At 47.2% G+C, this 22029-nt stretch carries 21 protein-coding genes; 1 reads left to right on the top strand and 20 read right to left on the bottom strand.

What is annotated here, in order from left to right; all coding sequences use genetic code 11:
• Window positions 1-22 precede the first annotated feature (22 nt).
• The 6 genes from nrdR to polA form a co-directional block, all read right to left on the bottom strand.
• Window positions 23-484, bottom strand: coding sequence for a transcriptional regulator NrdR (nrdR, locus tag BM058_RS13215; protein WP_090927525.1), 462 nt, complete (start codon window positions 482-484; stop codon window positions 23-25).
• A 258-nt stretch (window positions 485-742) separates the two neighbouring features.
• A complete protein-coding gene (locus BM058_RS13210; protein WP_090927524.1) occupies window positions 743-1771 on the bottom strand; it encodes a glyceraldehyde-3-phosphate dehydrogenase in 1029 nt (342 codons plus the stop codon).
• A 173-nt stretch (window positions 1772-1944) separates the two neighbouring features.
• A complete protein-coding gene (coaE, locus tag BM058_RS13205; protein ID WP_090927523.1) occupies window positions 1945-2550 on the bottom strand; it encodes a dephospho-CoA kinase in 606 nt (201 codons plus the stop codon).
• 24 nt (window positions 2551-2574) lie between these two features.
• A complete protein-coding gene (gene ytaF / locus BM058_RS13200; protein WP_090927522.1) occupies window positions 2575-3201 on the bottom strand; it encodes a sporulation membrane protein YtaF in 627 nt (208 codons plus the stop codon).
• Window positions 3202-3273: 72 nt separating this feature from the next.
• The gene (gene mutM, locus BM058_RS13195) at window positions 3274-4101 is read right to left on the bottom strand and encodes a DNA-formamidopyrimidine glycosylase (protein WP_090927521.1); all 828 of its coding nucleotides are present in this window, start codon (window positions 4099-4101) and stop codon (window positions 3274-3276) included.
• 18 nt (window positions 4102-4119) lie between these two features.
• On the bottom strand, window positions 4120-6777 hold the full coding sequence (gene polA / locus BM058_RS13190) for a DNA polymerase I (RefSeq protein WP_407690187.1): 2658 nt from the start codon (window positions 6775-6777) through the stop codon (window positions 4120-4122).
• 320 nt (window positions 6778-7097) lie between these two features.
• On the opposite strand from polA, the gene BM058_RS13185 reads away from it, so the two are divergent.
• Window positions 7098-7385 (top strand): hypothetical protein, encoded by a 288-nt coding sequence (locus tag BM058_RS13185; protein WP_090927519.1) that lies wholly within the window; start codon window positions 7098-7100, stop codon window positions 7383-7385.
• A 10-nt stretch (window positions 7386-7395) separates the two neighbouring features.
• Here the strand turns inward: BM058_RS13185 and BM058_RS13180 are convergent, their stop codons facing one another.
• From BM058_RS13180 to accD, 14 genes are all read right to left on the bottom strand, one after another.
• The gene (locus BM058_RS13180; RefSeq protein WP_090927518.1) at window positions 7396-7584 is read right to left on the bottom strand and encodes a hypothetical protein; all 189 of its coding nucleotides are present in this window, start codon (window positions 7582-7584) and stop codon (window positions 7396-7398) included.
• Window positions 7585-7667: 83 nt separating this feature from the next.
• Window positions 7668-8612: a protease modulator HflC gene (gene hflC, locus BM058_RS13175; RefSeq protein WP_090927517.1), complete on the bottom strand. Its 945-nt coding sequence runs from the start codon at window positions 8610-8612 to the stop codon at window positions 7668-7670.
• Window positions 8602-9600, bottom strand: coding sequence for an FtsH protease activity modulator HflK (gene hflK, locus BM058_RS13170; protein WP_090927531.1), 999 nt, complete (start codon window positions 9598-9600; stop codon window positions 8602-8604). The genes hflC and hflK overlap by 11 nt, the downstream gene beginning before the upstream one ends.
• Before the next feature lie 340 nt (window positions 9601-9940).
• Entirely contained in the window at window positions 9941-11695 is a 1755-nt protein-coding gene (gene pnpS, locus BM058_RS13165; RefSeq protein ID WP_090927516.1) for a two-component system histidine kinase PnpS, read from the bottom strand.
• On the bottom strand, window positions 11692-12405 hold the full coding sequence (locus BM058_RS13160; RefSeq protein ID WP_090927530.1) for a response regulator transcription factor: 714 nt from the start codon (window positions 12403-12405) through the stop codon (window positions 11692-11694). The genes pnpS and BM058_RS13160 overlap by 4 nt, the downstream gene beginning before the upstream one ends.
• A 149-nt stretch (window positions 12406-12554) precedes the next feature.
• Entirely contained in the window at window positions 12555-13499 is a 945-nt protein-coding gene (gene mdh / locus BM058_RS13155; RefSeq protein ID WP_090927515.1) for a malate dehydrogenase, read from the bottom strand.
• 15 nt (window positions 13500-13514) lie between these two features.
• Window positions 13515-14804: an NADP-dependent isocitrate dehydrogenase gene (icd, locus tag BM058_RS13150; RefSeq protein WP_322787884.1), complete on the bottom strand. Its 1290-nt coding sequence runs from the start codon at window positions 14802-14804 to the stop codon at window positions 13515-13517.
• A gap of 32 nt (window positions 14805-14836) precedes the next feature.
• Window positions 14837-16006: a citrate/2-methylcitrate synthase gene (locus BM058_RS13145; RefSeq protein ID WP_090927513.1), complete on the bottom strand. Its 1170-nt coding sequence runs from the start codon at window positions 16004-16006 to the stop codon at window positions 14837-14839.
• 263 nt (window positions 16007-16269) lie between these two features.
• Window positions 16270-16743 (bottom strand): DUF441 domain-containing protein, encoded by a 474-nt coding sequence (locus BM058_RS13140; RefSeq protein ID WP_090927512.1) that lies wholly within the window; start codon window positions 16741-16743, stop codon window positions 16270-16272.
• 85 nt (window positions 16744-16828) lie between these two features.
• Window positions 16829-17224, bottom strand: coding sequence for an FxsA family protein (locus BM058_RS13135; RefSeq protein WP_090927511.1), 396 nt, complete (start codon window positions 17222-17224; stop codon window positions 16829-16831).
• A gap of 53 nt (window positions 17225-17277) precedes the next feature.
• A complete protein-coding gene (gene pyk, locus BM058_RS13130) occupies window positions 17278-19032 on the bottom strand; it encodes a pyruvate kinase (protein ID WP_090927510.1) in 1755 nt (584 codons plus the stop codon).
• Between the two features lie 59 nt (window positions 19033-19091).
• Complete coding sequence (pfkA, locus tag BM058_RS13125) at window positions 19092-20051, bottom strand: 6-phosphofructokinase (protein ID WP_090927509.1); 960 nt, start codon at window positions 20049-20051, stop codon at window positions 19092-19094.
• Window positions 20052-20160: 109 nt separating this feature from the next.
• Complete coding sequence (accA, locus tag BM058_RS13120) at window positions 20161-21138, bottom strand: acetyl-CoA carboxylase carboxyl transferase subunit alpha (protein ID WP_090927508.1); 978 nt, start codon at window positions 21136-21138, stop codon at window positions 20161-20163.
• A 2-nt stretch (window positions 21139-21140) separates the two neighbouring features.
• Window positions 21141-22016, bottom strand: coding sequence for an acetyl-CoA carboxylase, carboxyltransferase subunit beta (gene accD / locus BM058_RS13115; protein ID WP_090927507.1), 876 nt, complete (start codon window positions 22014-22016; stop codon window positions 21141-21143).
• Window positions 22017-22029: the final 13 nt, after the last annotated feature.

Genomic DNA, 22029 nt, shown 5'->3' with positions numbered 1-22029 from the left:
TTCCCGGAACATACCGGCAGCTTTATTCTTCATCTTTTTTGATCAGGTCTTTCAATTCGTCGATAAACACGTTAATATCTTTGAACTGACGGTACACAGAGGCAAACCGAACGTAGGCCACGTCATCAACTTCAGCCAGACGTTCCATCACCCTCTCTCCGACTTCTTCACTTTTGATTTCAGATTTTCCCTCACTGCGGAAATCGTGTTCCACGTCACTCACAATCTGCTCAAGCGTCTCCAAAGCAACCGGACGTTTTTCGCACGCCCGGATCAGCCCCCGCAGTATTTTCTCGCGGCTGAATTCTTCACGGGTCCCCTCTTTTTTCACGACAATCAGAGGAAGTTCTTCTACAATCTCAAACGTCGTAAAACGATACCCGCAGGCGTCGCATTCCCTGCGGCGGCGTATGGACTTTCCTTCACTGCTCGGTCTTGAATCCAGTACCCTTGTCCCATTGGAATGGCAGGACGGACATTGCATTCTATCATCTCCACTACATGAACGGCTGCAGGCGTCCACGTTCGTTCATTCATATGTTTCATCATACCATTAACAAAAGCGGATTGGAAAGGCGGAGGCAGAAGGAGAAAATAGGTAAAGTATTGCTATTTGTTACACGACCTGATAAATTTCAGCTTCACACTGCGTTGTTCTCTCATGCGGCTCCGGTAAAAATAAAACAGCCAACCAGAAGAATCCGGTTGACTGTTTCAGCACGATGGCACATCTATCGTCATTTCAAACACTGACTGTGGATTCTTTTTTCAGAAACCGGCCGACATAACGTGCCAGATCCACGACACGGCAGGAGTATCCCCATTCGTTGTCATACCAGGCTATGATTTTGACCTGCCTGTCATTTTGCACCATCGTGGACATTCCGTCGATAACAGCAGAACGCGGGTCTTTGTTGTAATCGATGGAGACAAGCGGATCGCGGCTGAAACCGAGAATGCCCTCAAGCTCTGAAGATGCTGCCTCTTCCAGCCGCTTGTTCATTTCTTCTTCTGTAACAGTTTGTTTCAAATCTATAACCATATCTACAAGGGAAACATTTGGTGTCGGAACCCGGAGTGCCATACCGTTCAGTTTTCCCTGCAGCTGCGGAAGCAGTGCACCGATGGCAGAAGCAGCCCCGGTTGATGTCGGAATAATCGACTGGCCGCAAGACCGGGCGCGGCGGAGGTCTTTGTGCGGGTTGTCGATATTCATCTGGTCATTTGTGTAGGAATGCACTGTCGTCATCAAACCGCTTTCAATTCCAAACGAATGTTCCAGTATTTTTACGACAGGAGCCATACAATTCGTCGTACAGGAAGCATTGGATATCACATGGTGCTCCTCCGGATCATAATCCTCTTCGTTGACTCCCATTACAATCATGGCGTCTTCCTGTTTCCCGGGTGCGGTAATAATCACCTTCTCTGCTCCGGCTTCCAGATGGCGGGCAGCTGCTTTTCGTTCTTTGAATGCCCCGGTCGCTTCCACCACGATGTCTATGTTCAGTTCCTCCCACGGAAGATTTTCCGGACAGCGTTCATTCACAATCTGAATCCGCTTTCCATTTACAATAAGGGCATCACTGTCCACCCTTACTTCTGCTTCAAACAAACCGTGTGTGGAGTCATATTTCAGCAGGTGGGCCAGCGTCTCTGCCGGATACCCCGCATTCACCGCAGCTATATCCAGTTCATTCTCCGTGACTGCTTTACGGAACACCATCCGGCCGATACGCCCAAATCCATTCACAGCTACCCTAGGTTTCATACAAACATTTCCTCCTTTTATTGTGATATACATTTAATTCTTTTATATAAAATTAGTGTATCACATTTAAAGTAAATTGTGACATACTAATTTCAAATTATGATACCTTTTTTATGAATGATGCAGCAAAAATCGTATGTACGGAATCCGACACCAACTAAAAACCCCCCCCTTCACGATGAAGAGGGGTGGATATTCCATTTTTTCAGTATATGTTCAAGCTGGGCAAGCGAATCTTCCTGTGTATCGTTATTATCAATTACGACGTCTGCATATGTCCTTTTATCAGACATGGAAAGCTGAGAGGCCATACGTCTTTTGGCATCTTCTTCGCCGGCCTGATCGCGTTCCATTAATCTTTCTTTCTGCTGCTTTTCATCGACGTATACGAGCATCACTTTATCTACCATAAACTGCAGGTTGTTTTCGATAAGCAGTGGAAGATCAAGCACGATAACCTCATGTCCCTTCTTCTGCAGCTCGGCCTTGTTTTGCAGAATACGCTGGCGGATGGCCGGATGCATAATCTGATTCAGCATCCGGCGCTGGTTTTCGTCAGCAAAAATGCGGTCAGCCAGTTTTTTTCGATTCAACGTTCCATCTACTTCAAGAATGTCTATTCCAAATTGTTCCAGTATCTGTTCATACGCTCTTTCTCCAGGTTCCACAACTTCCCGCGCCGTCTGATCTGCGTCAATAACAGGGAAGCCGTATTGATGGAGAGCATCGGAAATGAAACTTTTTCCGCTTGCGATGCCTCCGGTCAACCCGATAATCATGTTCTTCCTCCTTTTACTGCCTGTTCACTGTAAATTCCACAATCCCATTCCTATCAGCAGAATACCCGGCAAAAAAGAGAACTGCTTCGTTAATCCTGTTCCGGCAAGGATTCGTCCGCCTTTCCTGCCAAGCGATAAAAATATCGCGCACATCACACCAACAGCGCCTGCGAGGTAAATGGGTGAGTATCCAAGCAAGGCTGCACCCATTCCCGCTCCCAGCGCGTCCAGCGACAATGCAGCCCCCAGAAATACGGCTTCTTTGACACTGATTGTCCCGGAGTGGTCCCAATCCGCTTCATCCGGCTTCTTTAACACGGTCATAAACTGTACCCATGCTCCTTTTTCCCGGTTTGTTTGAGGACCTGCAGGGGATGCATCCTGCTCCCGGAATACTTGAATAAGTGCCCATAACCCAATCAAAATCAAAATCAGGCCGCCCGCAGCTTCTGTTATCCAACCTGGAAGGTACTGTTTCAAAAACCCGGCTGCAGCCCCGCCGCCAAGAACGGATAAAGCAGAGCAGACGCTGATGCAAACGTAGGAATAAAAAGGCAGTTTCAATCTGCGCAGCCCGTAAGAAAGGCCGGCCCCGAAACTGTCTACGCTCACGGCAAAAGCCAGCACACATAACGAGAATAGTGACGCCATCGGAAGAGCCCCTTCCTGCTGTAATCTACGTTACTATATGGCAGGGGGGGCGCAGGCGTTCATATACGTCGGTCAGCGTCTTTGACAGCCTGGGCAGTAATGGGTACCGCGTCCGGCTGTTATGTTTTTTTCCACAGGGGTTCCGCAATGGCGGCAGGGTTCGCCGTTCCTTCCGTAAACATTCAATTCCAGTTGAAAATATCCAGTCTCCCCGTTTCCGTTCACATAGGAACGTACGGAGCTTCCTCCTTTTTCCACAGCTCGTTCCATGGTTTCGGTTATTCTGCGGCGGAGCAGGTTGACGCGTTTCTGCGATAATCCCTGCGCCCTTGCGTCCGGCCGTATACCTGCCTGAAACAGAGCTTCATCCACATAAATATTGCCAAGCCCGGCAATTTCCCGCTGGTCGAGAAGTACCGTTTTGATATCACGGGTCGTCTTTCGGAGGCGGCGGTAAAGGTATGCACCCGTAAACTGCTTGTCTTCAAAAGGTTCGGGACCGAGCTGCCGGAGCGGTAGTTCCTGCTCTTGGCGCCCCTTTTCAAACAGGTGCATCGTACCGAATTTCCGGACATCTTTGTAACGCAGCTCGGTTCCGTCTGTAAAATAAAAGCGCACGTGGGTGTGTTTATCCGGAGCCTCTGCTCCTGCCATTTCATATTTTCCTTCCATACGCAGGTGGGAAACGAGAACATAATCATCCAGATGAAACAAAAGAAATTTTCCGCGGCGTCCGATACGGTGAATGGTCTGTCCGCATACGAGCTGATTAAATGCTTGGACATCGTCCGGTTTTTTTATCATTTTAGGCCAGTTCACTTCCACGTCCCGAATGGCTTTCCCTCCAGTAAGCTCCTGGAGGGTACGTTTGACCGTTTCTACTTCCGGCAGTTCCGGCATCTTTCTTTTCTCTCCTCACTACTTTGCATCGTACCATGTTCCGCCGGTGGACACATCCGCTTTGAGAGGAGCATCGAGCTTCATCGTCTGCTCCATCATTTCCGGAACGAGGGTTTTCATCATTTCCATCTCCTCCGGCGGAACTTCAAATATCAATTCGTCATGCACCTGAAGAAGCAGCCTGCTTTTCACGTTCTTTTTCTCAAGCTCCCGGCTGACGTCCACCATCGCTTTCTTAATAATATCGGCTGCTGTTCCCTGAATCGGAGTATTCATCGCTGTCCGTTCAGCGAACGAGCGCATATTGAAATTACGGCTCGTAATCTCCGGAAGATACCGTCTCCGATGCAGAAGGGTGGTAACATATCCCTGTTCGCGGGCTTGTTCTTTAATGTCGTCCATGTATTCTTTTACTTTCGGATAACTCGCCAGATAACTGTCAATAAATTCTCCCGCTTCCTTCCTTGAAATGCCGAGACTCTGGGACAGACCGTAATCAGAGATACCATAGACAATACCGAAGTTTACCGCCTTTGCACTTCGCCTCATATTGGAGGTGACATCATCTGCAGCTGCGCCGAACACATCCATTGCCGTTTTTGTATGAATATCCATATCCCGCTGGAAAGCATCAAGCAGCCCCTGATCTCCTGCAATATGTGCAAGTACACGGAGTTCAATCTGCGAATAGTCCGCCGCGAGCATCTGCCACCCTTCTTCCGAGGGAATAAACGCTTTGCGGATTTTTCTTCCTTCTTCCAGCCGGACTGGTATATTCTGCAGGTTCGGCTCCGTCGAACTTAAACGACCCGTCTGGGTGATGGCCTGATTAAAAATCGTGTGAATCTTATGAGTGTCAGAATGAATGACTTTAAGAAGTCCTTCAATATAGGTGGATTTCAGTTTGGAAACCTGCCTGTAATGAAGCAGCTTCGGAATAATTTCATGCTGGTCTTCCAGTTTTTCAAGTATATCGGCAGAAGTCGAGTAGCCGGTCTTTGTTTTCTTGATCACCGGAAGGCCGAGTTCTTCAAAAAGAATCGGACCGAGCTGTTTCGGTGAATTAATATTGAACGTTCTGCCCGCCAGCTCATGAATGTCACTCTCGAGTTCTGACAGTTTCTTATCAAGCTCTTCCCCCATCGTTTCAATACGGGACTTGTCCACCTGTATACCGTTTGTTTCCATTTCTGCCAGAACGAGTGAAAGAGGCATTTCAAGATCGGTGAACAATGCATGCTGTTCATTGACTTTCAGCTCGTCTTCCAGTGTATCCTTTGTCGTAAACAGCGCCTCTGCTTTCCGGACAAGGTGATCAGCCAAATCGGCTTCGCCCGGTTTTTCCCGTTTTGCTCCCTTTCCGTATACAGCTTCATCGCTGTTCACGATCCTCTTATGTTTTCTGGCCGCGATATCGGCAGGACTGTGGGAAGAAACGGACGGATCAATGAGATAAGAAGCAATCAGCATATCAAACGTCACACCGGTCAATGTGATGCCCCGCCAGCCAAGCGCTACGACACCGCGTTTCGTGTCGACCATGTATTTCTCCTGTGAACTGTCCGCCACCCACTTTTGGAATATATCGGATTCAAGAGCAGTACCGGCTGGAATGTAATACCGGCCGTTTTTATTCACAACGGCGATACCCCATATCTCTGCATGATGGTAATTATCATCAGGCACTTCAATCATTAAAGCTGACGGAGAAACGAGCATGTCTTCCGTGATTTCGTCCACGATGTCATGCGGCAGTTCATCCATTTCTTCTGCCTCTTCTTCGTAACCGAACCTGGACAATAACGTATTAAATTCCATCTCTTTGAAAAAATCGGTTACGGTTTTTTCATTATAAGGTTCCCGTTTCAAGGATTCCAGCGTCAAGTCAAGCGGCGTGTCACGGTATATAACAGCAAGTTTCCTGCTCATCTCTGCCTGTTCCCGGTTTTCTTCGAGGCGTTCTTTCATTTTTTTACCGGAAATCTGGTCGATCGATGCCAGAACATTATCGACACTTCCGTATTCGGCGAGAAGTTTTAATGCTGTTTTCTCCCCGATACCCGGGACGCCGGGGATGTTATCGGAATTGTCCCCCATAAGACCTTTCATATCGACAATACGTTCCGGAGCGAAACCATACTTCTGTGCTATTGTTTCTTTGTCATACGTTTCGACGTCGGTAATTCCTTTTTTCGTTAAAGCGACAGAAGTCTGATCCGAGACGAGTTGAAGCAGGTCCTTGTCCCCTGTGAATATTTTAACATTCCATCCTTTTTCCTCTGCCTGTCTGGACAGAGTTCCGATAATATCGTCTGCTTCAAAATTATCTTTTTCTGTATAGGAGATCTGAAAAGCCTCCAGCATCTCCCTGATCACCGGCAGTTGTTCCGAAAGCTCCGTTGGTGTCTTCTGGCGTCCGGACTTGTATTCACCATATGTTTCATGGCGGAACGTTGTTTTCCCCGCATCAAACGCTACCATCAGGTGGGTCGGTTCTTCCTCCTCGAGTATTTTGAGAAGCATTGTCGTAAATCCATACACTGCATTCGTATAGACACCTTTTTCATTATTCAAAAGCGGCAGCGCAAAAAAAGCGCGGTACGCAATACTGTTGCCGTCGATCAGTACTAATTTATCCAAGTACTTCCACCTCCACTTTTCACTCCGAACTAGCATCCGTACTCATTTTACCACAGCTTTAAGAGAAAAAGAAAAAGAGACCGGGACAAAAGATAACGATGCGCAGGAAAACACGAAAGTCTTGAGTCGCTGTTCAGGAATCACATAGCAGCGACGCGGGCTTTTTGCTGCGTCGGCCCGTGCGTTTCTCCGCTGAACGCAGCCTCGATCCGCTCATGATGACGTTTACCGGGGCACGAAACCCTCTAAAGTGCTTTATGAACCATTCATAATGACGTTTATGGGGGCACCGAATACTAGAAAGTGCCTCTGGCGATGTCCCTAACGACGTTTTCGGGGGATCGAAACTCCCTAAAGTGCCTTCGGACTATTCAACCCTTCCTTCACGCAGCGGCAGGCGCGGTTTCGATTCCGGCAAACGGGCCCTGGAACGGCCGGGGGCCGCCGGCTTTAACAAGCAGCTGATCCGGCAGAACCGCGGCCGCAAGCCGTGGTCAGGCATAGAAGACACGATGAGCGCCAGCGAATCGATGTCGCCCTTGTACTCCGGAGTACAAGCGAAGTATGTTAGCGCAGCGGTTTGTCTCAAAAACGAAGAATGCCGAACGATTAAAAAATCGTTCGGCATTCTTCACTTCTTTTAAAGGTTTTCCCCTACGGTTGTTGATTATCCAAATATAGGAAGCGTTTCGTTGGACTCCGCCTTTCCTGCCCGCTTTCCGCGGGCGTCGCCTCAGCTACCGGGAAAATCACCCGGTGATCTTCGGCTGACGCTTCTCCCGCTGGAGTCGGGCAGACGGCTCCGTCCAACGAAAAAGAAGGGGGGATACATGCTTTGATCACAGATGCACCCTCCTCATAGAACCCTTTCCCATTCCTTTATATGGCAAATCAACAGGCGTGGTTTTCCCCAGTCTCTTCTTTTTTTATTCTACATATCCCATCAAAATACGGGCATACGGTGAATCGGAAGGAAGTACTATCACTGTTTCCTCATCCACTGTTGTTTCGTATGTCTGCAGTGTTTTGTACAACTCATAAAACTCCGGGTCCCGGCTAAAAGCCTCATTATAGACAGCAGCTGCTTCCGCTTCGCCTTCTCCGATAATTTCCTCGGCATCGGCTTCTGCGCTTGATATCAGCTCTTTCACTTCCCGATCGGTATTTGCCCGTATCCGGTTGGCTTCCGCATCTCCTTCAGACAAATATTCCTGTGCGGTGGATTCGCGTTCTGAGATCATCCGCTGATATACCGCTTCCTCATTATCTTCAGGGAGGTCTGTCCGCTTCATACGTACATCCGTGACCGATATTCCGTAATTATCTGCGGCCAGCAGCTCATTCACCCGTTCGCCGACCATTTCATTCACATCCCCGCGCGTCGATTGATCCTCTTCGTTGATGATTTGTTCAAAATTCATCTGCCCGAGCTGTGAACGGATTACCGAATTGATGAAATTCGCCATAATGGATTCAGCGTTTTCCACGGTGCGCGCGTTCGCTTTCATCGCCTGCGGGTCATCTACACTCCAGACGACGTAGTTATCAACAAGGACCCGCTTTTTATCAAGGGTATTGATTTCCGCTGAATTGATATCATAGTTCATCTGGTATTTCGGTATGGACGAAACCTGCTGGATAAATGGAATTTTCGCATTCAACCCCGGTTCCTCCGCAATCCGTACTACTTCACCAAACTGGGAAATGACTTTATATTCATCCTGTTTTACGATGAACACATTCATAATACTGATAACCACCAGCAACAGCAGTACCGCCACAACAATACCTGAACGTATCCATCTTCTCGTTGAGTCCGGGGAGAAGCGTCTTTCCTTCATTTCAAATACATTGTTGTTGTCATCCGTCATTCGAGCTGCTCCCCCCTTCCGGAACATCTTCGGGTTCAATATCTTCCGGTGCCACCGAAGGCTGTCCATTTTCCTGGTTTAATGGACGTATCGGCAGATAATTAACCGTCTCCTGCTGACTGTCAATGATATATAGTTCCGAGTCCGGCAGTACGTCCTCCAGAGTCTCCAGCACGAGGCGTTTTCTCGTAACATCCGGTTCATTGATGTATTCTTCATACAGTGCATTAAACCTTGATGTCTCCCCGCGTGCTTCCTCCACGCGTTCTGCGCTTTCTCCTTCAGCCCTTGAGATGATGGCATCTTCTTCCCCTTCGGCTTCATTGACTTCCTGGTTGCGGTACCGGTTTGCTTTATTAATTTTGGTCTGCCGTTCCTCCCGCGCATCCGTTACCGCAGTAAAGGCCTGTCTGACTTCTTCGGTCGGAAGTTCTACATTCTGAAGCTTGACATCCAGTACCGTAATGCCGATATTATACCGTCCCACAAGTTCTGTGAGAGATTCGAGTACGGTACCTTCAATTTCAGCCCGTTGATCCGTGAGCACATCATCCACTTCGGAATTACCAATCACACCACGCAGTGAAGCAGACGAAGCCTGATATAATATGTCTTCCGGCTGACTCGCATTATATAAGTACTGCTCTGGATTCGTAATCCGCCACTGAACGACCAGATCGACAAATAATATGTTTTCATCACCGGTGATCATTTTAGCCTCATCATTATATTCTGAGACCTCGCCGTCCTCCGATGTAGTGTAACCCACACTTGTCGTGTTCGTGGATCCCGGAAGAATTTCCGCTTTCTGAACCGGCCACGGCAATTTGAACTTCAGCCCCGGTTCCGTAATCGTTTCATCGACCTCTCCGAATGTAACGAGAGCGGCCTGTTCTGATTCATCAACAGTATACCAACCTGTTACCAAAAACAGAATCAGGATGGCAAGACCAATCAGAGAAAAGAAACCCACGATGATTTGTTTCATTGTAAACAAAGCTTGTCCCCCTTTTTGCATTACCCACGCAGGCGCATGTCACCTTTCCTATGTAAGCGGATAAAACATTGACTCTATCATTATATAATATTTACATTTGTATTCCACCCCGTTTTTTCACATTTGTCACAAAAAAACGGTTATACGCATGAAAAAGGACGAAAGCCAAGGGGAGGCCTTCGTCCTTAAAAGGGGATGTTGATTTCTACTATCCACTCAGCATTGAAGGGATGGTCAATAACCGAGGAAAAGGAATAGGAGAAATCGTTCAATCATTATGATAACGAACAGACGTAAATACATGATTTAGCAAGTGTTAAGTTTTTGTAAATTATTCCTTCTCCTGGTTTGCAGGAAAAGTAATGGTGAATATAGTGCCTTTATTTTTCGCGCTTTCGACATCAATACTTCCGTGATGAGCTTCGACGAGATGTTTTACAATGGCAAGCCCCAGTCCGGTTCCTCCGGAGTTACGGCTCCGGTCTTTATCCACACGATAAAAACGCTCAAAAATACGCGGCCATTCTTCTTTACTGATACCGATACCGGAATCAGCAACAATAAACACAATGCTGTCCTGTTTTTGTTTCACCTCTGCTCGTATCGTTCCATTTTCCGGTGTGTAGGCAATCGCATTATTCATCAAGTTAATTAAAATCTGTTTGATGCGTGCCGTATCACCTTCCATAATGAGGCCATCCTCTTTGTGAGAGTTAAGTTTCAGCCCCCTGCCCTGCACAGAAGGATATAAAAGTTCCATTACTTCATCGAACGTCCTTGTCACATCAACTTCCTGCCAGTTCAACTGAAAGAATTCCTGTTCTATGTGGGAGAGTTCCAGCAGGTCACTAATCAATCCCTGCAGCCTGTCTCCCTCTTTCCAGATGATATCAAGAAATTGCTTTCTCGCCGTTTCATCTTCCATTGCACCATCCAGCAGTGTCTCTGTGAATCCCTTCAGTGAGGTCACCGGCGTTTTCAGTTCATGGGAAACATTGGCGACAAAATCTTTCCGCACCTGTTCCAGCTTTTTCAGTTCCGTGATATCATGCAGAACCAAAACGATACCACGCAGTTGTTCTTTCTCTCCTACAATCGGAGCTCCATATACATCATAATGATGCACTTCAATCCGTGAATTCAATTGTACCTGCTGTCTTATTTTTGTTTCTGTCAAAAAAATCTGCTGAATCAATTTAATCAGTGCCGTATCCTGAATCACTTCATGATAAACAAGATGGAGCCATTGGTCGGTGTCTGCGTCAAATATGTCTTTGCAGTACTGGTTAATTAATGTAATATCACCGCGGTCATTGATGAAAATCAGACCGCTCCCCATATTATCAATTAAAGCTTCCAGCCTTTCCTGCTGCGTTTGGTAGCGGGTGGTGATCTGATCAAGGTTATAGGCAAGGATATTAATAGAACGGGTGAGTTGTCCTATTTCGTCCCGGCTTTCTACATATGTTCTTGCTTTAAAATTTCCTTTCGCCAGTTCGTTGGCCACATCTGTTACCTGACCGATTGGACGGGTAAGTTGATTGGTTATCCTGTAACTTAATGCCATAATAATAACAAAGGCAACCGAAAAGCTGATTCCAATAAAGAGCCAGATCCGCTGGTTAATTTCACCAAACCGTTCCACGGGCATTGCAAGCCGGATGTAGCCGTTTTCCCCATTCCGCGTGTAGGGATATGCGTAAAACAGCGATTCATCCTCGTTGACCGAGCTGTATCTTATGTGTGTCCCACCCGACTCATCTGCCTGTTCAATTTCGGGAACATCCACTCCCGCACCTTCATCTGCCCCTTCTGCTGTTTCCGCAAGGACTGTGCCGTCATTCCTGATGATTGTAACCCTGACATCCAGACGGTCCTGTATGTTTTCTGAAAACTGCTGAAAATCCTGTGTACCCATGTCCTCCATGGCAAGTGCTGCCAAAGCGGCTTCTTTTCCCAGCCTTTCTTCCAGCTGATCAACGTAAGACCCCTTTAAGAGTTGTCCTACCAGCACCCCCAAGGCTGCCAGTACAAATAAAATGACAATTAGAATACCAAATATCAGCCTTGTCCGAAATTTCATCATAAACTGGCAGGCTCCTCGAACTTATAGCCGAGCCCTCTCACCGTTTTGATATAAACAGGTTTTTTAGTATTCGGTTCAATTTTCTCCCGAAGGTGGCTGATATGGACATCCACGATTCTCGTGTCCCCTACAAATTCGTAATGCCAAACTGCATTCAGCAGCTGATCTCTTGTCATCACCCGGCCTTTGTTGTTTGATAGATACAACAGCAGCTCAAATTCCTTCGGTGTCAGTTCAAGCTGATCTTCATTGACAAACACTTCATAGTTCTCCGGATAAATGGTCAGGTGGCCGATTACCATTCTGGAGTCATCATGGGCAATATCCTCTTCTCCGGGAGCATAATGGATTCTCCGAAGAATGGCTTTTACCCGGGCTACCAACTCTCTTGGACTGAAAGGCTTGGTCATATAATCATCGGCTCCAAGCTCCAGACCAAGCACCTTATCAAATTCTTCATCTTTTGCTGTCAGCATTAAAATGGGAACTTTTATTTTTTCCTGACGTATTTCCCTGCACACCTCCAGGCCATCCATCTCCGGAAGCATAAGATCCAGGACAATGAGATCATAGGAATTCGTTTTTATTTTCTCCATGGCTGACTGCCCATCCATGGCTGTATCCACTTCATATCCGGACTGTCCAAGATTGTAAGAAATCAATGTGATGATTGATTCTTCATCATCTACAACTAGCAGTTTATGAGACATAGTATCCCCCATCCGGCCGGATTCCCCCCTTATGAATACGGCCATAAAAGTTAAGCTGTTTTTTGGTCGTTTGCGCGTGCGCATTTCACTGCAATGCGCTTGTTTTTTCTAAAAAAGTCAGCTGTTCCCAGAAACAGCTGACTTTTCATTTATTCTTCTGGAAGAGCTTCCATGACACTGCGGACAGAAGCCACAGATTTGGATAAGGAAGCCCTTTCTTCTTCTGTCAAATCCAGTTCGATAATCTGTTCGATTCCATTCCCGCCGATAATGGTTGGAACACCGAGGTAAAGATCTGATTCCCCGTATTCCCCTTCCAGGTAAGCAATGGAAGGTAGTACCCGTTTTTTATCTTTCACAATGGCTTCCACCATTTTCGTGAGAGATGCTGCAGGAGCGTAATACGCACTTCCGCTTCCGAGAAGACCGACGATTTCGCCGCCTCCTTTGCGGGTCCGTTCTACAATAGCGTCGATACGTTCCTGCGAAAGAAGTTTGGTAAGCGGTACACCACCGGCATTGGAATAGCGGATAAGAGGCACCATGTCATCACCGTGACCGCCCAGAACAAATCCTTGAATATCTTCAACGGAAATACCGAGTTCCTGAGATACAAAGGTTTGGAAACGGGCGGTGTCCAGCACTCCAGACTGACCGATGACCCGGTTCTTTGGAAAACCGGATTCTTTATACACGGTATACGTCATGGCATCGGCCGGATTTGTCAGAACGATGATGCAGCACTCCGGCGAATGGGCAGTAACCTGCCGGGTCACCGACTTCATGATATTTGCATTTGTATTCACAAGATCATCCCGGCTCATTCCAGGCTTCCGTGCTATACCCGCTGTAATAACCACCACATCGGATCCTGCGGTGTCCTCGTAATTGGATGTACCGGTAACATTCACATCGGAGCCTTCCACCGGTGTCGCTTCAAGCATGTCCAATGCTTTCCCTTTTGTCGGATCTTCCATATCCGGAACATCCACTAAAACGACATCTCCAAGTTCTTTCTGGGCCGTCATCAATGCGGTTGTTGCACCGGTGAAACCGGCGCCGATCACGGAAATCTTTCTGCGGTTAATTCCCATATGCCGGACCTCCTATTACTGCATGTTTTTGATTAATTCATCACCAAACTCGGAGCACTTCACTTCTTTTGCTCCGTCCATCAAACGTGCGAAGTCGTAAGTAACCACTTTGCTGCCGATTGTCTTATCCATGGATGAAAGGACAAGATCAGCTGCTTCATTCCATCCAAGATGGCGCAGCATCAGTTCACCGGAAAGAATAAGGGAGGAAGGATTGACTTTGTCCATCCCTGCATACTTCGGTGCAGTACCGTGCGTCGCTTCAAAAATAGCATGACCGGTTTCGTAGTTAATATTCGCACCAGGTGCGATTCCGATGCCGCCTACCTGTGCCGCAAGCGCGTCAGATACATAGTCACCGTTCAGGTTCATAGTCGCCACCACATCAAATTCCTTCGGACGGGTCAGAATCTGCTGGAGGAAGATGTCGGCAATAGCATCTTTGACAATGATCTTACCATCAGCTTTTGCCTTATCTTCTGCTGCGTTTGCCGCTTCTTTGCCTTCTTTTTCGACAATCTCATCGTATTCCTGCCAAGTGAAGACCTTATCACCATACTCGCGTTCGGCTAGTTCATATCCCCACGCTTTAAACGAACCTTCAGTGAACTTCATGATATTACCCTTATGAACAAGTGTAACACTCTCAAGATTTTCTTCCAGTGCATAATCAATAGCGGCACGGATTAGTCGTTCACTTCCTTCTTTGGAGACCGGCTTGATTCCAATGCCGGAAGTTTCCGGAAAGCGGATATTTTCTGTACCCATTTCATCCTGAAGAAAATCAATGACTTTCTTTACCTCAGGGGTTCCTTCCTTATATTCAATGCCGGCATAAATGTCTTCCGTATTTTCACGGAAGATAGCCATGTTTACATCTTCCGGTTTTTTAACAGGAGAAGGTACACCGGTGAAATGGCGGACCGGGCGCAGGCATGTGAAAAGATCCAGCTTTTGACGCAGTGCCACGTTCAGAGAACGAATGCCGCCGCCGATTGGTGTGCTGAGCGGTCCTTTAATAGCAATCAGGTATTCACGGATGGTTTCAAGTGACTCATCCGGAAGCCATTCGCCGGTATTGTTATAGGCTTTTTCACCTACAAGAGTCTCTTTCCAGTGAATCTTTTTCTTTCCGTTATAGGCTTTTTCCACTGCCGCATCAAGGACACGGCTTGCTGCCGCCCATATGTCAGGTCCGGTTCCATCTCCTTCAATATAAGGAACAACCGGCTCATCCGGCACATTCAATACTCCATTTGTTGTTGTAATTTTTTGTCCTTCAGCCATAACAAAAACCTCCTGTATTTATAATTCAAAGGATTGGGAAGAGGATATTACTACCGCTTTTCCACTGGAATGTATTCCTGCTTTTTTGGCCCTACATATTCTGCACGCGGGCGGATCAGCCGATTATCGGCGTACTGTTCAAGGATATGTGCGAGCCATCCGGAAACCCGGCTTGTCGCAAAAATCGGGGTGAACAAATCGTGGTCGATACCAAGGCTGTGGTACACCGAAGCAGAATAGAAATCAACGTTTGGCAGCAGTCCCTTTTCTTTTGTAACAATGTCTTCAATTTTAAGGGACATGTCATACCACTTGGATTCGCCTGTGATTTCTGTCAGCCGGCGCGACATGTCACGAAGATGTTTCGCGCGCGGATCCCCGTTTTTATAGACACGATGGCCAAAGCCCATGATTTTTTCTTTATTATCAAACATTTTCTGGATGTAGTCCTCTACATTGTCCGTATCCCCGATGTCCGAAAGCATGGCCATTACTCTTTCGTTGGCCCCGCCGTGAAGCGGTCCTTTCAAAGCACCGATAGCGGAAGTGACGCCGGAATAGATATCGGACAGTGTTGCTACGCAGACACGGGCGGTGAATGTTGAAGCATTCAACTCATGGTCGGCATGCAGAACCAACGCTTTATTAAAGGCGGTTACCGAAGTTTCATCCGGCTCCTCCCCATTCAGCATGTAAAGAAAGTTTGCTGCGAAACTCAAGGAATCTTTTGGTGCACCATTCAGCATGTAAAGAAAGTTTGCTGCGAAACTCAAGGAATCTTTTGGTGCAACCGGCTCTTTTCCGTCCCGGATCCTGCTGAATCCGGTAACAATAGCGGGTATTTTAGCCTGCAGACGCACAGCCTTTCGTTTGTTGGCTTCTTCTGTCATCTCATCCGCCTCGTCGTCATAAAGACCAAGCTGGGACACTGCTGTACGCAGTGCTGCCATTGGATGAACCTCGGTTGTCTTATAGGCCTTCATGTACTGAAGCACCTCATCCGGGATCTGCATATTATCAGCCAGATCTTTTGTCAGTTCATCCAGTTCACTTTTCTTGGGAAGACGGCCGTTCCACAGCAGAAAAATCACTTCTTCAAAGGAAGCATTCTCAGCCAGGTCGTCGATATTGTAACCTTGATACGTTAACACATCATCAATAATAGAGCTCACACTTGATGATGTTGCGACTATACCTTCAAGACCACGGGTTGCGCTCATACCTACCTCTCCTTTACTTGAAAATAAAAGACCAGCGTCTGTTGAAAAGAAAATGCTTACATATCACACTTCCCACCTTGTCTGCAGGGCGCGGGGGATTCATTAGAATACTCAGTCTGTTTTGGGTATACACAGCTGCAGCAGTCTTCCACCTGCACTGCATCAAGTGTTTCAAGCATAACCATCTATGTAAGAAGGACGGTCCATCCATTTCATTATAAACATTTTTGAAAAAGTTGTGAATGTAAACAGGCTTATTTTGTTCAACCGCCGGCTGATGAGAAAAATTCTACAGCTTTCATCGCCGCATAAGCTATGCCTGCACCGATTAAAGGTCCAACTGCTACACCATTAAACAGAGCTACCGCAAGGATCGTACCTATCACCAGTGCAGCGGTGATATGAGGGTCATTCTGCAGTAGTTCCACGCCGCCTTTTGCAATTAACGCTACAAATATACCGGAGGCCAGTGCTATCCAGGCATAATACGATTTCACTGCGTCACCAAGCTGTTTAAAACCAATTTCACCAGTTACAATCGGCACTAAAACAGAGACGGTAAGAATCGTAACAGCAATAGGAATTCCTTTTGCCTGTAGAAACGGGAACGCTTTGTCCCCCATACCGGTCCATTTCAAAAGAAGCAGAATACCGACTGCTGCTATCAGTGTCTGATTTTTCCCAAGTATTCCGACCGCAAGCAGAATAAGCATAAATATAGTTGCCTGCGATATCAACGCTTTGTACATCCTTCCACATAGACTTCGTAATTATCCTACCACATAACTATCATTTCTGTCATGCTTCAACAGACTGCCCGGTTTATTTTCGGTGCAGAAATACAATGCTTCCACTGTTCATCATTTTTTTGAATAATTTCTGCAGCAGGGCCTTTACAATCCCTCTGGTATAAGGAATGAGTAAAAAGAAACCTGCAGCATCCGTGATAAAACCAGGGGTGAGAAGCACTGCTCCGCCTACCAGTATGCAGATACCGTCCAGCACAAGCGTTCCGGGCACTTCATTGCTCTGCATCTGAAGACGGGCGGTGCGTATCGTTTCCATTCCTTCTTTTCTGGCAAGCCATGCGCCGAGGAGGCCTGTCAGGATAATCAGCAAAATGGTCGGCCATACCCCGATGATGCTGCCGGACAGAATCAGCACCCCTACCTCAACAGCCGGTACAATGATCAAAAGCAGCAGAAGCCATTTTCCCATCGTTTACAGACCTCCTCCACATCAATTATGATTCTTCACAAACGCCGCAGTTTTTAGAGAACACTTGCATGGCCGCGGTAAAGATCTCCACGGGCGCTGTCCACTGTAACCTCTTCTCCCTCTTCAAAGAGATTCATGGCTCCTTCCACCCCTACAACAACCGGTGTACCAAGATTCAAACCAACCACAGCAGCATGCGATGTCAGTCCACCTTCTTCTGTCACAACAGCTGCTGCTCTTTCAAATGCCGGTACCATATCTTTGTCCGTATTGTACGTAACTAAAATGCTTCCCGCCTGCACTTTTTCATTTGCTTCTTCGGCGGTGCGGGCTGTCACTACATGACCGGAGGCTGTTTTGCGTCCGATTCCCTGTCCTTTGCCGATCACTTCGCCGATCACATGAACTTTCATGATGTTGGTGGTTCCTGTCTCGCCCACCGGCACCCCTGCTGTTATGACAACCAGGTCGCCGTGGCTGACAAGACCTGCTCTAAGCGTCTCATACACAGTGCTGTCCAGCATTTCATCTGTTGTCTCAGCCTTTTGACCCAAGAGCGGTGTGACTCCCCACACAAGCGAGAGGCGCCGATATACTTTTTCACTGCTTGTTACCGCAATAATTGGTGACTCCGGTCTGTATTTGGAGACAATTTTAGCTGTATAGCCGCTTTCGGTAGCCGTCAGGATGGCTGCCGCATCCAGATCATGTGCCGTATGGGATACAGACTGACTGATCGAATTGGTGATCGAACGGTGGCTCTCTTTTTTGCGTTGGTCCAAAATCGTCTCATACTTCAAGGCAGATTCGGCTTTAACAGCGATATTTCTCATTGTCTGCACCGCTTCCACCGGATAATCCCCGGCAGCTGTCTCGCCGGAAAGCATGATTGCATCGGTACCGTCAAAAATGGCATTATCTACGTCGCTTGCTTCCGCACGCGTCGGACGGGGGTTCCACTGCATCGAATCAAGCATTTGCGTCGCAGTAATGACAGGTTTAGCCGATGTATTGCAATACTTAATTAATTCTTTTTGAACGAGCGGAACATCCTCAGCTGGAATTTCTACTCCAAGGTCTCCGCGTGCGACCATTAATCCGTCCGAAACTTCCAGGATATCTTCAATATTTTCAATGCCTTCCTGGTTTTCAATCTTTGGAATGATCTGCATATCTTCGGCACCTTTATCTTCCAGTATCTCTCTGATATCCAGGACATCGGAAGGGCGGCGTACAAAGGATGCGGCGATAAAGTCGACACTCTGTTCCACGCCGAATTTGATATCTTCGGCATCTTTTTCGGTGATACCCGGCAGATTGACTTTGACGTTAGGCAGATTCACACCTTTTTTATTTTTTAACTGTGCGTTATTCAACACCTTGGTTTTAACATCACTGCCCATGATCTCTGTGACTTCCAGTTCAATCAAGCCGTCATCAAGAAGTATCTTTTTGCCTGGTTCCAGATCTTCTGCTATGCCGGGATATGTAACAGATATTTTATCATTTGTGCCTGTCACTTCTTCCGGCGTTACGATAAGTTCATGTCCCTCCTGAAGATCAATTGCTCCGTTTTCCATCGTGTGCGTACGTACTTCAGGTCCTTTCGTATCAAGCAGTATACCTACATTTTTCCCGGTTTCGGCCGCGATCTCACGAATGGTATCAATGCGTGCTTTGTGCTCTTCAAAATCTCCATGGGAGAAATTCAGCCTTGCCACATTCATTCCTGCTTCAATAAGCTTTCTTATCATTTCCGGTGACTCACTCGCCGGCCCTATTGTACAAACAATCTTTGTTTTTCTCATCATTGTCCTCCTCTTCTCTCCAGATCCAATTGTATCACAGTTCCCTTTTCCATCGTTTGTTAAATGGATAGTTCCTGGGAAAGCCGGTACATCTCCTTGTCGATCTGGTGCTTTTCGCTTAATACTTCGCTGATGCCGCGGTGAACTACTTTATTGTTAATAATACCCACCATGCAGCCTGCCACACCATTGAGCAGCAGTTCTACAGCATTTGAACCGAGCCTGCTGGCAAGCACACGATCGTAACCCGTCGGAGAGCCGCCGCGCTGAATATGACCAAGCACAGTTACACGGGTTTCAAGTTCCGTCGCTTCTTTTATTTTCTGACCGACATCCGGACCGCTTCCTACACCTTCAGCCACGATGATGATACTGTGTTTTTTGCCTCGTTCATGGCCTCGGCGGAGCCTTTTTATGATATCGTCCATGCTGTATTCTTCTTCCGGAATCAGGATTGTCTCGGCTCCATCCGCAAGGCCGGACCATAACGCAAGATCTCCCGCGTTTCGGCCCATAACTTCAATGACATATGTTCTTTCATGGGAAGTGGCTGTATCGCGGATCTTATCAATCGCGTTAATGACGGTATTCAAAGCGGTATCGAATCCGATTGTGTAATCCGTCCCGGGGATATCGTTATCGATAGTACCCGGCACACCGATAGTCGGGAATCCAATTTCCGTTAACTTTTCTGCGCCGCGGAACGAGCCGTCCCCACCGATAACGATTAAGCCTTCAATTCCTACAGCATTCAGGTTTTCCACTGCTTTTTGTCTGCCTTCCGGAGTCTTGAATTCTTCACAGCGTGCGGTATAAAGTTTTGTACCGCCGCGGTGGATAATATCACCGACATCGCCAATCTCCAATTTTTCAATATCATTACTCAAAAGTCCGGCAAAGCCGTACTGTATACCGTATACCTCCATTTCATGATAGATGGCTTTTCTCACTACGGCACGGATTGCCGCGTTCATTCCCGGAGAATCGCCCCCACTGGTCAGCACTCCGATTTTTTTCAAATTGCTCACACCCTTATTTAAAAGTAATTATCCATCTTTTAGAAAATTATAACACGAGACGTTCTTATCAAGAAAAAATGCTTCCCGATGAATTCAGAAAGCATTGTTGTTAATCACCGGAAGATACAGCGCTTTCACCGGTCGTCTGTCCGATTTGTTTGTATTTTTCCCAGCGCTGTTGAACAAGTTGCTCTGCCGTTTGATTCCGTAAAGTATGTAACGAACGTTCTAGTACATCATCCATATAGGCAGCCTGCTGTTTCAGGTCTTTATGCGCCCCGCCTCTTACTTCCGGAACCATTTCGTCGATAACTCCCAGTTCTTTCAAATCAGGAGCGGTAATACGCATGGTCTCTGATGCCTGCTGTGCAAATGATCCGTCTTTCCATAGAATGGATGACGCACCTTCGGGGGATATCACGGAGTACGTGGAATTTTCGAGCATATGAATGTAGTTACCTACCCCAAGACCAAGAGCTCCGCCGCTCCCGCCTTCACCTATTACAAGGCATATAACAGGTACTTTCAGTCCTGCCATTTCTGCCAGATTACGTGCTATCGCTTCGCTTTGTCCACGTTCTTCAGCGGCTTTCCCCGGAAACGCGCCTTTTGTATCAATAAAGGTAACCACCGGCCGGGAAAATTTCTCCGCCTGTTTCATCAGCCGCAGTGCTTTGCGGTATCCTTCCGGATGCGGCATGCCGAAGTTCCGCCTGAGGTTTTCTTTTGTATCTTTTCCACGTTGGTGGCCGATGACTGTCACCGGTATTCCTTTATATCTGGCAATACCTCCTACAACAGCTTCATCATCCCCATACAGCCGGTCTCCATGCATTTCAAGAAAATCTGTGAACAGTTCGCCGATATAATCGAGAGTTGTCGGCCGTTCACTGTGCCTTGCGATCTGTACCCGCTGCCATGGCTGAAGATTACCGTAAATATCATTTTCAAGCTGTTCAAGACGTTCTTCCAGCTTGGTTATTTCTGTGGACAGGTCGATATCTTTTTCCTCGGTAAACGATTTAAGTTCTGTAATCTTTTCCTTCAGTTCAATAACCGGCTTTTCAAACGGAAGATAGCTGTGCACGTTTATTCCCCCCCTTCTGCTGTTTCTTTACAATGATGAAGATCAAGTATTGTCGATAGTTCCTGTTTTAATTGGTCTCTCGGGATGACCCGGTCCAAGTGACCATGCTGCAGCAGAAATTCTGCTGTCTGAAAATCTTCCGGGAGCTCTTCGCGGATTGTTTCTTCAATGACACGTCGTCCGGCAAAGCCTATCATTGCCTTGGGCTCGGCAAAATTATAATCTCCGAGGGAGGCAAAGCTGGCAGATACACCGCCGGTCGTAGGATCTGTCATCATCGAAATGTAGAGCAGACCGGCCTCATCCATCCTTTTCAGCGCAGCACTTGTCTTGGCCATCTGCATAAGGCTCAGGACTCCTTCCTGCATACGTGCTCCGCCTGAAGCCGAAAACATAATAAAGGGACGTTGTTTCTCCAGCGCGCTTTCAATAGCACGGGAGATCTTTTCCCCTGCCCCCGATCCCATACTTCCCATCCGGAATCTTTTATCCATGACAGCCAGTACCACAGGGCAGTCACTCACATATCCTTCACCGGTAACCACGGCTTCATTTAATCCTGTTTTCTGCCGGTCCTTTTCCAGCTTCTCCTTATACTCCGGAAAATCAAGCGGATCAGAAGAAGACATTTCCGGGTCGTATTCTTTGAATGTCTCTTCATCCAGCAGAAAATGAATACGGTCATGGGCATTCATTGCCAGGTGGTGACCGCAGCTGATACAGACCATTTTGTGTTTCTTTAGTTCTTTTGTATAGATAATGGACCGGCACTGCGGGCATTTGGTCATGACACCACTGTTCATCTGAGCGGGCTGTTCACGATCGGATGGAATCGTCGCGTATTTTCTTTTTTTATTGAAAAAATCTTTTAATGACACGAGGACACCTTCT

Origin of the sequence: Salibacterium qingdaonense, assembly GCF_900114715.1 — a bacterium.
Lineage (GTDB): Bacteria > Bacillota > Bacilli > Bacillales > Marinococcaceae > Salibacterium > Salibacterium qingdaonense.
Note: the sequence above shows the minus strand (reverse complement) of the source record. Positions and strands in the feature narration are given on the sequence as shown.